This is a genomic window from Paractinoplanes rishiriensis (assembly GCF_016862375.1).
In the GTDB taxonomy this organism is placed as follows: Bacteria; Actinomycetota; Actinomycetes; order Mycobacteriales; family Micromonosporaceae; genus Actinoplanes; species Actinoplanes rishiriensis.
Map to the genome: position 1 here is coordinate 35,576 of NZ_BOMV01000040.1, position 11,987 is coordinate 47,562.

The following is an 11,987-nucleotide window of genomic DNA, read 5'->3' on the forward strand; positions in this document are numbered from 1 at the left end:
TTCGTGGCTCCCCGACACACCGCCCGGGTCACAGGTGCTACACAGGAAGCGAAAAGGCAGCGCATAGCGTCACCCGCGAAAGTAGGGGTATGACGATGGCGAACCAGGAATCCGGCACCGATTTGCGCCGCGCGGACGGCACCCCCGTTCGGGTCCTCGTGGTCGACGACGAGCCCACCCTGGCCGAGTTGTTGTCGATGGCCCTGCGCTACGAGGGCTGGGACGTGAAGAGTGCCGGCGACGGCCTCACCGCGGTGCGCACCGCCCGTGACTTCCGCCCCGACGCCGTCGTCCTCGACATGATGCTGCCCGACATCGACGGGCTCGAGGTGCTGCGCCGGCTGCGCGGCGAGACCCCCGAGGTGCCGGTGCTCTTCCTGACCGCCAAGGACGCCGTGGAGGACCGGATCACCGGCCTGACCGCGGGCGGCGACGACTACGTGACCAAGCCGTTCAGCCTCGAGGAGGTGGTGGCCCGGCTGCGCGGGCTGATGCGGCGGATGGGGCACGCGCCGATGCGTACCGAATCGCAGTTGGTGGTCGGCGATCTCACCCTCGACGAGGACAGCCACGAGGTGCGCCGGGGCGGTGCCCTGGTCACGCTCACCGCCACCGAGTTCGAACTGCTGCGCTATCTGATGCGCAACCCGCGCCGGGTGCTGAGCAAGAGCCAGATCCTCGACCGGGTGTGGAACTACGACTTCGGCGGCCAGGCCAACGTGGTCGAGCTGTACATCTCGTACCTGCGAAAGAAAATCGACGCGGGGCGCGCACCGATGATCCACACGATGCGCGGAGCGGGTTATGTCCTCAAGCCAGCCGACTAAGCCGCGCTGGCGCAACCCCGCCGTCTGGTCGCTGCGGGCCCGGATCGTGGCGACCATGATGGTGCTGCTCACCCTGCTCGGGCTCGCGGTTGGCAGCACCGCCGAGATCTTCCTGCACCGGACGCTCTACCACCAGATCGACGTCAAGCTCGAGCAGGCGATGAACCCGAAGCCGCGGGGCGGCGGACCGTACCGCCGGGTCCCGGACCGGCCGTCCCCGGGCCAGGAACCCGGCTCGATCGCCGTCACCTTCGAACCGGACGGTGAGATCCGCGGCGGCCAGGTCACGATCGTGGCGGCCGGCGGTGGTCTCGGCCTCGAGTTCACCCCGCTGTCCGACGCGGCGACGGCCGAGCTCGCCGAGCTACCGGCGAACGGTGTCAAGCGCAACGTCACGCTCACCGGGTACGGCACCTTCCGGGCCGCCGCCATCCAGTCCGACGATTCGATCGAGATCACCGCACTGTCCCTGACGGACACCCAGGACACCCTGCTCCGGGTCGCCCTGGTCACCGGCGCCGGCGTGCTGATCACCCTGGTGATCGCGGGCTGGGCCGGCGCGTTCATCGTCCGCGGCACGCTCCGGCCGCTGCGCCGGGTCGCGGCCACCGCCACCCGGGTGTCCGAGCTCAGGCTCGACCGCGGCGAGGTGCAACTGGCCCAGCGGGTCCCGGAACGCGACACCGACCCGCGCACCGAGGTGGGCCAGGTCGGCAACGCGCTCAACCGGATGCTCGACCACGTGGGCAACGCCCTGGAGGCGAGGCACGCCAGCGAGATGCAGGTACGCCAGTTCGTCGCGGACGCCAGCCACGAGTTGCGCACGCCGCTGGCCGCCATCCGCGGCTACGCCGAACTGAGCCGCCGCAGCCGCGCGCCGGTCTCCGACGAGATCGCGCACGTGCTGGGCCGGGTCGAGTCCGAGGCGCAGCGGATGACCGGGCTGGTCGAGGACCTGTTGCTGCTGGCCCGTCTGGACGCCGGCCGCCCGCTCGGGCAGGACCCGGTCGACCTCACCATGCTGGTGGTCGACACGGTCAGCGACGCGCACGCCGCCGGGCCGCGGCACTACTGGCAGCTCGACGTGCCGGACGCGCCAGTCACCGTGGTCGGCGACCAGCAGCGACTGCACCAGGTCCTGGCCAACCTGCTGGCCAACGCGCGCACGCACACCCCCGAGGGCACCAGCGTGACGGTCCGCGTGGACACCACCCGGGACGCCGCGACCGTCCAGGTCATCGACGCCGGTCCGGGTATCCCGCCGGAGTTGCAGCCGCACATCTTCGAGCGTTTCGCCCGCGGTGACAGCTCGCGGTCCCGGGCGGCCGGCAGCACCGGGCTCGGCCTGTCGATCGTGCACGCCGTGGTCACCGCGCACGGCGGCACGGTGTCGATGCAGAGCGCGCCCGGCCAGACCGTGTTCACCGTCGCGCTGCCGCTGACCGGCCAGTCCGCCGTCTCAGCAACTGGTCAGTTGGCACGGAGCACCCCGCCGGGACGATGACCCGCTATGCTGTCCCACATGTCTCGGTGGTATCGGTGGTTTACGGGGCCGGCTCAAGCCGGTGCCTCGGTTATCACCGCATGACCTGAGACACCACGCCAGAGCCGGCTGAGGCAGCGACGACGTCGCTGCCTTTTGTTTTGCCCACGAGCTAAGCCGGCTCTCGCCTTCGGGCGCCGGCGGAGGAGATGAGGAACGTGACCATCCCCGAGGTCCAGCGCGTCCGTGACCAGCGCATCAGTGCCGTCGTGCCGCTGATGAGCCCCGCGCTGCTGCACCACGAGCTGCCGCTGACCGCCGAGTTGCACGACACGGTGCTGGACGGCCGGCGACAGGTCGAGGACGTACTGAACGCCCGAGATCCGCGGCTGCTGGTCGTGGTCGGGCCCTGTTCGGTGCACGACCCGGCAGCCGCCGGCGAGTACGCCGACCTGCTGCGGGAGCAGGCCAACCGACTCGCCGACGACCTGCTGATCGTGATGCGGGTGTACTTCGAGAAGCCCCGCTCCACGGTCGGCTGGAAGGGCCTGATCATGGACCCGGCGCTGGACGGCACCGGCCACGTCGGCACCGGCTTGCGGGTCGCCCGCAAGCTCCTGCTCGAAATCGTCGGGCGCGGCCTGCCGACCGCGGTCGAGTTCCTCGACCCGATCACGCCGCAGTACATCGCGGACACTGTGGCCTGGGGCGCGATCGGTGCCCGTACGGTCGAATCCCAGGTCCACCGCCAGCTCGCGTCCGGTCTGTCGATGCCGATCGGCATGAAGAACCGTCCCGACGGCAGCATCAGCACCGCGATCGACGCCATCAACGCGGCTGCCGTCCCGCACGTGTTCCCCGGCATCGACTACTCCGGCACGCCGGCGATCCTGCACACCACCGGCAACCCGGACACCCACCTGGTCCTGCGCGGCGGCGGTGGCAAGCCCAACTACAGCGCCGCCGACGTCGAGCATTCGCTGCAACTGCTGCGCAAGGCCGAACTGCCGGAGCGCCTGGTGATCGACTGTTCGCACGGCAACAGCAACAAGGACCACCTGCGCCAGCCGATCGTCGTCGACGACGTGGCCGGCCAGGTCGCCGACGGCCAGCACGGGATCAGCGGGGTGATGCTGGAGAGCTTCCTGGAGCCGGGCCGGCAGGACCTGGGCGGTCAGCTCACCTACGGCCAGTCGGTCACCGACGCCTGCATGGGCTGGCAGCCGACCGTCGAGGTGCTCGAAAAGCTGGCCAAGGCGTCGGCTCACAGGAGGCGCACAGCACGGGCATAACGGTGCGACAGGGCCGGCGTCGAGGGTTGGTCGGGTAAGCATCCGCCTGCCTGTGGAGAACTCGATGACCTCGACGCTGTCCGTACCCCCGAAAGTGGGGCCGCTAGCTCCGGAAGCCGCGCCCCGCCCACCGCGCTGGGTGCGACCGGCCCTGATCGGGCTGCTGCTGGCCACCGGCGTGCTCTACCTGTGGGGGCTCGGCAGGTCCGGCTGGGCCAACGCGTTCTACTCGGCCGCGGTCCAGGCCGGCGCGGAAAGCTGGAAGGCGTTCTTCTTCGGCTCGTCCGACGCGGCCAACTCGATCACCGTGGACAAGACGCCGGCGTCGCTGTGGGTGATGGCGCTCTCCGCCCGGATCTTCGGAGTCAACGCCTGGAGCATCCTGGTGCCGCAGGCGCTGATGGGCGTGGCCAGCGTCGGTGTGCTGTACGCGACCGTGAAGCGCTGGTACGGCCCGGCGGCCGGGCTGCTCGCCGGTGCGGTGCTGGCGCTCACTCCGGTGGCCGTGCTGATGTTCCGCTTCAACAACCCGGACGCGCTACTGGTGCTGCTGATGGTGGCCGGCGCCTGGGCCACGGTTCGTGCCGTCGAGACCGGCGGGACGAAGTGGCTGGTCCTGGTCGGCGTCTTCATCGGGTTCGGCTTCCTCACCAAGATGCTCCAGGCACTGTTGGTGGTGCCGGCGTTCGCCCTCACCTACCTGATGGCCGGCCCGCCCCGCCTCGGCAAGCGCATCGGTCAACTGCTGCTGGGCGGACTCGCGATGATCGTGTCGGCCGGCTGGTACATCGCGATCGTCGAACTGGTGCCAGCCTCGATGCGCCCCTACATCGGCGGTTCCCAGAACAACAGCCTGCTCGAACTCACCCTCGGCTACAACGGCCTGGGCCGGCTCAGCGGCAACGAGACCGGCAGCGTCGGCGGTGGCGGCGGCTGGGGTTCGACGGGCCTGCTGCGGATGTTCGACAGCTCGCAGGGCGGCCAGATCTCGTGGCTGCTGCCCGGGGCGCTGATCGTGCTGGTGGCGGGCCTGGTCCTGACCGCGGCCCGGCCACGGACCGACCACCGGCGGGCCGGATTCGTGCTGTGGGGCGGATGGCTGCTGGTCACCGGGCTGGTGTTCAGCTACATGCAGGGCATCTTCCACGCCTACTACACGGTGGCGCTGGCGCCCGCGATCGGCGCGGTGGCCGGCATGGGAACGGTGCTGCTGTGGCGGGCGCGACGCAACCTGGTGGCGTCGGCGACGCTCTCGGTGGCGGTCGCGGTGACCGCGTGGTGGAGCTACCGCCTGCTGTCGCAGAGCCCCGGCTTCCTGCCGTGGCTGCGGACGGCGGTGCTGGTGGGCGGGCTGATCGCCGCGGTCGCGCTGTTCGTCACGCAGCTCTTTGCCACCCGGCGCCTGGCGCCGCGGCTGGGGCTGATGGTTGCGGCGGGCGCGTTGGTCGCGGTCCTTTCCGGGCCGGCGGCGTACGCGGCACAGACGGCATCGGAGGCACAAACCGGCTCGATCCCGTCCGCCGGCCCGGCGACGGCCGGAGGCTTCGGCCGCGGTCCGGGCGGTGGCTTCCCGGGAGCCCAGGGCGGCACCACCCCCAACGGCGGTTTCGCGCGCGGCGGCGGAATGCGCGGCGGCGGCCTGCTTAACGCCGCGACCGTGGGCGATGAACTCAAATCCATCCTGGACGCGAACGCCGACCAGTACATCTGGGTGGCCGCCGCGGTCGGTTCACAGAGCGCATCCGGCTACCAGCTGGCCACCGGCGACCCGGTGATGGCGATCGGCGGCTTCAACGGCTCCGACCCCTCGCCCACGCTGTCCCAGTTCCAGCGATACGTAGCCGACGGCAAAATCCACTACTTCATCGGCGGTTTCGGCGGCGGCGGTTTCGGCGGCGGCAGGCGCGCCAACGACACCGGCGGCAGCGACTACAGCACCCAGATAACCGAGTGGGTGCAGGCCAACTTCACCGCCGAGACCGTCGGCGGCACCACCCTCTACGACCTGACCACCCCCACCTCATGAGCTTCTCGACGCTGCCCTCGCACCTCGCCGCCGGAATCGACCACCACGCCCCGGTGCTCGACGTGGTCGTGCCGGTGTACAACGAGGAGATCGACCTCGAGCCGTGCGTCCGGCGTCTGCACGCGTACCTGCGCAGCCACTTTCCCTACCGGTTCCGGATCACGATCGCCGACAACGCCAGCACCGACGCCACCGCCGACGTGGCCCGCCGGCTCACCCGCGAACTCCCCGGCGTCACCGCCGTCCACCTGCCCGAGAAGGGTCGCGGCCGGGCTCTCAAGCACGCCTGGACCCACTCCGACGCCGCCGTTCTCGCGTACCTGGATGTGGATCTCTCCACCGATCTGGGTGCCCTGCTCCCCCTGGTCGCGCCGCTGATCTCCGGTCATTCCGACCTGGCCATCGGCTCCCGGCTCGCGCGCGGCTCCCGGGTGGTGCGCGGCGCCAAGCGGGAGTTCATCTCGCGCAGCTACAACCTGATCCTGCGCGGCACCCTGGCGGCCCGCTTCACCGACGCCCAGTGCGGTTTCAAGGCGATCCGCTCGGACGTGGCCGCGCGCCTGCTGCCGATGGTCGAGGACACCGGCTGGTTCTTCGACACCGAGATGCTGGTGCTGGCCGAGCGGGCCGGCCTGCGCATCCACGAGGTACCGGTCGACTGGGTGGACGATCCGGACAGCCGCGTCGACATCGTCTCGACCGCGCTCGCCGACCTGCGCGGCATCGTCCGGCTGCTGCGCGGGTTCGGCTCCGGCCGCCTGCCGCTGGCCGCCCTGCGCGAACAACTCGGCCGCAACCCGCTGCCGGTGCCCGGCGTCCCGGCCGGCCTGACCGGCCAGCTTCTGCGTTTTGCCGCGGTGGGTGCGGCGAGCACGCTGGCCTACCTTTTGCTGTACGCGCTGCTGCGCATCGGCGCCGGACCACAGTGGGCCAACCTGATCGCGCTGTTGATCACGGCAATCGCGAACACGGCGGCCAACCGTCGACTGACTTTCGGCGTACGCGGAACCGGCGGCGCCTGGCGTCACCAGTTCCAGGGCCTGCTGGTCTTCGCGGTCGGCCTGACCCTGACCAGCGGTTCCCTGACCCTGCTGACCACGGTCACCGACGACCCGGCCCAGCACCTCGAACTGGCCGTCCTGGTTGCCGCCAACCTGCTGGCCACCGCGGTCCGCTTCCTCCTGCTGCGAGCGTGGGTCTTCCGCCGCACCGGCTCACGGCCATAGGTAGGGCGACCGGACCGGACGCGGCTCCTTCGGCTGCCGGTACGGATGCGCCCGGAACTGCTCGCTGTGCAACCCGAACGACCGGTCCAGCTTGGGCATCCAGTACGAGTCGGCGTGGTTGCCCGGCCCGAGTTGGTAGTCGTGCCGGACGCCCTTGGAGGCCAGCGCCACGCTCATCGACCGGGCCGCGGTGCCGAAGCCGTACTCGTCCTGGTCACCGCCGTCGAAGTAGAACCGGTGCCGCCCCAACTGCTCGGCCGTCAGCGCGGTGACCATGGTGATCGGCCGCAGTCCCGCGTTGGCGGCCTGCTCGGCAGCCGTGCCGGCCAGCGGCGGAATGCTCAGCGCGCCGATGTGGCTGGCGATCGAACTGAACAGCTCCGGGTGCGTGAGCCCGAGCGTGAACGCCCCCTGCCCACCCATCGACACACCCGAGATGCCCCGGTGCTCCCGGTCCGGGATGGTCCGGTACGCCCGGTCGACCAGCGGCACGATCTCGCCCACGATCATCGACTTGAACCTGCCGGCTGACGTGTCCACGTACCAGCCGCTGCCACCGTCCGGGAAGACGACGATCGTTTCCTCGAGGCCCTTCTCCCGGATCAGCCCGTCCAGCACGGAGTCCATGTCACGGGCTTCCCATTCGATGTTGCTGCCGTTCAGACCGTTCAGCATGTAGACGACCGGATACCGCCTGGCCGTCGTACGCGTATAACTTTTGGGCAGGTAGACGTTGAACTGCATCCGCCGCTCCATCGCCGCCGACTCGTAGGCGTCCCGGAAGAACCGCGCGTGGTCGCCCAGCTCGACACCCTTGCGCGGATCGAAATAGAGCATCTCCCGCTGCGGCGGCGCACCCGTCCAGCTGCGAATCGTGTCCACCACGAGCCGCCCCTGGTCGTCCACGAAGACCTCGGCCTGCGCATCCGTGTAGCCGGAGGCAGCTACCTCGGCGAGCCGGCGAGCCGCCGTGTCTCCCTGATGGAAGAACCCCGGAGCCAGAGTCGCGGCATAACCGCGAAGATCGTGGCTGGCCATCGCCCGTTGCTGCCGGCTCAAAATCCTGCAGACGTACGCGACCTGAGCCCTGCTGGCCGCGGTCCCCGTGATCCCGGCGAGCGCCCGCAGTCGCGCCTTGGAGAAGAGTCCCACCGGCCCCGAGTAGAACCCACCGCCCCCGGTCCCGTCATACATCCGAACCGCGAGCACGTTGGTGCCGCCCCAGTTGAGCACCCCGTCCGCCGGGTAGTACTCCCGCGGCACCTCCCACGTAGAGTCAAACCCCGGCGGAAAACCCCCGGTCTTGCCGATCTCAGTCCCGTTGAGAAACGCCTGGTCAGCATCGTCGATCCGCCCCAACGCCGCCACCACGGCCGAGTCGGTGACCCCCACCGGCCGCTCCGGCAACACAAACGTCTTGCGATACCAGGCAAACCCGTCATATGAGGCCAGCGCCGCATCGTTGTTCCAGTTGTCCGGAACGGCCCAGTCCCGCCACCCGGTGTCCACGAACGACGGCGCCGCCCACCCCGGATCGTCCCCCGTGGTGAACCGCCACCCGCCGCCCGCCAGGTCAACCCCAAAGTCGACAGACCCGGTAGTGGCACAACCGGCATCGGCCACCGCAGGCTCCCCCGGGACCACGGTAACGCTGGAAGCAACAAGAACAACGGCCAGCAACTTGACCAGGCGGTGGTCCGGCATGGACTGCTCCTCAGCTGTCTGCCACGAGGCCCCGACGCAACCGTCGAACACTCGCAACATTCCCCACCGTTGTCAAACGATCGTTAAGGAGCCAACTCCCACCGCCAGACCCAGGCCCACAACGCGCAGACTCCCCACCCAGCCCCGCCGCGCACACTCCCAGGCAGCCACGCCAAAGCCGCCCGCCACCGCCCGGAATCCAGAACCCAGCCACCTCAGCCGAGCGATCGCTTCCGGGCCGCAAACAATGCGCCCCACATCGCACCGCGCGCCCCGCACCGCGGACGGCCGCCACCGTTGACTGCGCCCGTCCCAGGCACCTACCCGCCACCGGCAGGAGCCCTGACCCGCGATCAATTTCGCGATGCCCGATATTTCGATATTTCCGTGGCTTTATGCCATCCCTTTCATGCCGCGGCTTCATCGACGGACCGGAGCTAGCGGTGAGCTAGCGGTGAGCTAGCGGCCCGGGGCTCGGCTGCGGATGAGGCGGTGGGCTGCTGCGGCTGCGGTCATCGTGGCGCCCAGGGCGGATACGGCGGCGGGGATCCACCAGCCGGCCACGGCCAGGATCAACGCCATGACGTAGAGCGCCACGGTGCCGACCATCAGCACCACCGGGGCTCGCCGATGGCCGGCCGGTGAGGACTGGCCCTCTCTCATGCGGGCGCAGAAATCGGGATCGTCGCGTAGCAACTGGCGCTCCAACTGCGCCAACCGACGGCTGTCTTCCCTGCTCAACATGTCGCCACCTCCGGTCGGCCCGGCTGCAGATCGATCGAGGAGGAGCTATCTCGATCGGTGCCATTGTTACTCGTACGTCACCTGATTGGCACTCCCGGTGATGCCAGTTCCCCGCCGCCGCAAGATTTACCCGCGGGACTTGCGCTGCCGTCCATATGGGGCAATCACTCGAACGTGACGGTGGCCTCGCCGACCTCGCGTGCCCGGGCGACGTGGGCAGCCTCCTCCTCCACCTGCTTGCGGCGCGCGGCCGGCCATGACCCGAACGCGGTGACGGTGAGGTCGACCCGCTTGCGCCCGGCCGTCTTGGCCCGCCAGACTCCGACGATCTCACCGTCCGCCAGCACGACGCCCGGGTTGCCCAGGATGCGCCACACCTCTTTCTGCTGGCCGCGGTCGGGCACCAACAGGTCGCGGTCGCGGGACTGGAGCAGCGGATCCATCCCCGCCAGCAACCGCACGCCAGACGGCCGCTCGGCCTTGGACAGCGTGGTCTCCGCGTCGGCCGGCAGCCAGCACTTCCGGCCGTCGACCTGCACCTCGACCAGGCCGTCGGGCCACACCCGTTTCATCTCGGCGGTCGTGCTGCCCAGGTATTTCCCCACCTCCATGGGCGTGGCCGGGCCGAGGAACCGCAGATAGGTCCTGATCAGGTCGCCGATGCCCTCGTTTTCGCTGGGCTGCGGCGGACCGTCCGGGATCGGGCCGAGCATCGCGTCGCGGCCGCGGGACTGCACCTCGACGCCGCCGGCCAGCCCGGAATGCTGCCAGACGTTGCCCGCGATGTGCTGCGCGCCGCACGACTTGCAGTAGTAGGTGAGTTCGGCCGGGACCCGGCGGCTCACCTCGGTGCTCACCTCGCCGCGCGGCATCGGCCCGGTCAGCACTTTGCGGAACGCGGCGGCGGTCGCGGTGAACGCGGCGATCCCGAGCTTCATGCCGTCAGGAATCTGGCCGCTCTTGATCCGGGCGGTGGCGTCGGCGTCGCTGACCGGCCACAGCTGCTTGACCAGGGCGGACAGGTCGGCACGGCGATGCAGGTGGGGCGCGCCGCGCGCGGCCCACACGGTGATCAGACGGTCGTCGTCGAGGCGCGCGGTGGTGCGGGCGGCGAGCGCGACGCGTTGCGAGCCGGGCGAATATTCCTGTACGCCGAGGTCGAGCAGGGGCAGGTCGCCGGGCTTTTTCCGGCCGCGGTCGGTCAGGCCCTGCGCGGCCGAACGGTATGCCATCACCTGTGCACGATCGACGCTGACCATGGCACCTCCTCGGGTCGACTGCGACCTGTCCCGCAGGGTCATTGCCCTGATGTGCGACGACCGTACCGCCGGGCTGCGACATTTCTCAGCCGTTCGAGGCGGCTGCCCGACCGGCTCTCCACGAGTTCCCAGGTATCCAGGCTGCTCGGGCCGTGCGGGCCGACCTGGAGAATCGGCGGTTCCCCGGTGAGCTGGTATCCGCAGCGACGCGCCACCGCGATGCTCGCCGTGTTACCGGGGTCGATCCGCAGGAGCAGGCGGCTCAGTTTCAGCGTGCTTCGCGCGTACCCGGACAGCAGTGAGAGTGACCCCGACGCAAGCCCGCGCCGACGATGCCGCGCGCCCACTAGATAGCCGAGTTCGGCCTCCTTGAGGCCGGCGTCGACGCCGAAGAGCAGCACCTCGCCGAGCGGTCGCCCGCCGTCCGCGGTGATCGCGAGCTGAAGCCGCTGCCCGGTGACCCGGCCCTGATGCGCCCGTTTGAGGTAGGCGATGCCGGCCTCGACATCGAACGGTGACGGCATCGGCGTCCACCGGGCGATATCCGGTTCGTCGAGCATCTCAACAAGGTCATCGAGGTCCTCGGACCGCCACTCGCGCAGGACGATGCCGTCTCCCGTCAGGGTGATCGGGAAGGGAAGACGACTGCCGGCCACAGCTTGATCCTGCCCGTATGGACCCGGTTCCGGCCAGTAGCGATCGTTATGAAGCCCATGAGTGATAAGTCATCAGCCGCTCGGCTGGCGCTGCGGTTACGGCCCAGGTCCTACGGTTGACCCGTGAACGAGCCGAACGCGGTGGCAGCACAACGAGGCGAAACCTACGGTGGCCGCTCCCGCCAGCAGCGCTCCGCCGACCGCCGCGACCGCATCCTCGCCGCGGCCCTGCAACTTTTCGGCACGCGCGACTACGAAGCGGTCACGGTCGCCGATGTCTGCACCGCTGCCCGAGTGGCCAAGCGGTACTTCTACGACCACTTCATCGACCGCTGCGATCTGCTGCGCGCCCTGCACCGCCAGCAGAACGAATGGCTCCTTTCCGAGATCGAGACCGCAACCCCGAAGCGCCCGTCGACCATCGACGAGTTGCTGCGCCCCGGCGTGCGGAAGCTGTTGAACTTGCTTCGAGACAATCCGGAACGGGCCCAGGTCATCTATCTGAATACGCCCCGCATGGACACCCAGCGACTGGACACCCAGCGACGCGGTGTGCTGCACGAGGGCGCGGCTTTTCTCGGGAAGCTGCTGCGTCCGGTGCTGGGCCGCCCCGACGACAACGTGCGCCACGAGCTCATGCTGCTGGCCGCCGTGGCCGGAGTGAGTGAGGTCATCATCGACTGGCTGGTCCGGGGCATGACGGACGACCTCGACCAGTTGACCGATCACCTGACCGGTTTCTGCTCGGCGATCTTCCGCTAGTGGCTAAT

General features: G+C 69.7%; 10 protein-coding genes. 6 read left to right on the top strand and 4 right to left on the bottom strand.

The window, feature by feature from the left end; all coding sequences use genetic code 11:
- Positions 1-89: 89 nt before the first annotated feature.
- The 5 genes from Ari01nite_RS18375 (at position 90) to Ari01nite_RS18395 (ending at position 6,854) form a co-directional block, all read left to right on the top strand.
- A complete protein-coding gene (locus Ari01nite_RS18375; RefSeq protein WP_275410857.1) occupies positions 90-827 on the top strand; it encodes a response regulator transcription factor in 738 nt (245 codons plus the stop codon).
- Positions 828-882: 55 nt separating this feature from the next.
- Positions 883-2,331 carry a sensor histidine kinase gene (locus Ari01nite_RS18380; RefSeq protein ID WP_438872194.1) on the top strand — a complete coding sequence of 483 codons (1,449 nt, stop codon included), beginning with the start codon at positions 883-885 and terminating at the stop codon, positions 2,329-2,331.
- A gap of 188 nt (positions 2,332-2,519) precedes the next feature.
- A complete protein-coding gene (locus Ari01nite_RS18385) occupies positions 2,520-3,602 on the top strand; it encodes a 3-deoxy-7-phosphoheptulonate synthase (protein WP_203782487.1) in 1,083 nt (360 codons plus the stop codon).
- Between the two features lie 64 nt (positions 3,603-3,666).
- Entirely contained in the window at positions 3,667-5,628 is a 1,962-nt protein-coding gene (locus Ari01nite_RS18390) for a glycosyltransferase family 39 protein (RefSeq protein WP_203782488.1), read from the top strand.
- Positions 5,625-6,854: a bifunctional glycosyltransferase family 2/GtrA family protein gene (locus Ari01nite_RS18395; protein ID WP_203782489.1), complete on the top strand. Its 1,230-nt coding sequence runs from the start codon at positions 5,625-5,627 to the stop codon at positions 6,852-6,854. The genes Ari01nite_RS18390 and Ari01nite_RS18395 overlap by 4 nt, the downstream gene beginning before the upstream one ends.
- Here the strand turns inward: Ari01nite_RS18395 and Ari01nite_RS18400 are convergent.
- The 4 genes from Ari01nite_RS18400 to Ari01nite_RS18415 all read right to left on the bottom strand — a co-directional run bounded on the left by Ari01nite_RS18400 (position 6,843) and on the right by Ari01nite_RS18415 (position 11,217).
- Entirely contained in the window at positions 6,843-8,558 is a 1,716-nt protein-coding gene (locus tag Ari01nite_RS18400; protein ID WP_203782490.1) for an alpha/beta hydrolase, read from the bottom strand. The two genes, Ari01nite_RS18395 and Ari01nite_RS18400, sit on opposite strands and share 12 nt — an antisense overlap.
- Positions 8,559-9,017: 459 nt before the next feature.
- Entirely contained in the window at positions 9,018-9,302 is a 285-nt protein-coding gene (locus Ari01nite_RS18405; protein ID WP_203782491.1) for a DUF3040 domain-containing protein, read from the bottom strand.
- Positions 9,303-9,466: 164 nt separating this feature from the next.
- Positions 9,467-10,561, bottom strand: a complete 1,095-nt coding sequence (locus Ari01nite_RS18410) for a winged helix DNA-binding domain-containing protein (RefSeq protein WP_203782492.1) — start codon at positions 10,559-10,561, stop codon at positions 9,467-9,469.
- Between the two features lie 38 nt (positions 10,562-10,599).
- Positions 10,600-11,217, bottom strand: coding sequence for a GNAT family N-acetyltransferase (locus Ari01nite_RS18415; protein ID WP_203782493.1), 618 nt, complete (start codon positions 11,215-11,217; stop codon positions 10,600-10,602).
- A 123-nt stretch (positions 11,218-11,340) separates the two neighbouring features.
- Between Ari01nite_RS18415 and Ari01nite_RS18420 the strand changes: the two genes are divergently transcribed.
- A complete protein-coding gene (locus Ari01nite_RS18420; protein WP_239162831.1) occupies positions 11,341-11,979 on the top strand; it encodes a TetR/AcrR family transcriptional regulator in 639 nt (212 codons plus the stop codon).
- The last annotated feature ends 8 nt before the right edge of the window (positions 11,980-11,987 follow it).

What these genes read in the sequence shown, in the direction of transcription:
- Ari01nite_RS18390 (WP_203782488.1), top strand. Translation starts at nt 3,667, where the DNA reads ATGACCTCGACGCTGTCCGTACCCCCGAAAGTGGGGCCGCTAGCTCCG.
- Ari01nite_RS18405 (WP_203782491.1), bottom strand. Translation starts at nt 9,302, where the DNA reads ATGTTGAGCAGGGAAGACAGCCGTCGGTTGGCGCAGTTGGAGCGCCAG.
- Ari01nite_RS18400 (WP_203782490.1), bottom strand. Translation starts at nt 8,558, where the DNA reads ATGCCGGACCACCGCCTGGTCAAGTTGCTGGCCGTTGTTCTTGTTGCT.
- Ari01nite_RS18385 (WP_203782487.1), top strand. Translation starts at nt 2,520, where the DNA reads ATGAGGAACGTGACCATCCCCGAGGTCCAGCGCGTCCGTGACCAGCGC.
- Ari01nite_RS18375 (WP_275410857.1), top strand. Translation starts at nt 90, where the DNA reads ATGACGATGGCGAACCAGGAATCCGGCACCGATTTGCGCCGCGCGGAC.
- Ari01nite_RS18395 (WP_203782489.1), top strand. Translation starts at nt 5,625, where the DNA reads ATGAGCTTCTCGACGCTGCCCTCGCACCTCGCCGCCGGAATCGACCAC.
- Ari01nite_RS18410 (WP_203782492.1), bottom strand. Translation starts at nt 10,561, where the DNA reads ATGGTCAGCGTCGATCGTGCACAGGTGATGGCATACCGTTCGGCCGCG.
- Ari01nite_RS18380 (WP_438872194.1), top strand. Translation starts at nt 883, where the DNA reads ATGATGGTGCTGCTCACCCTGCTCGGGCTCGCGGTTGGCAGCACCGCC.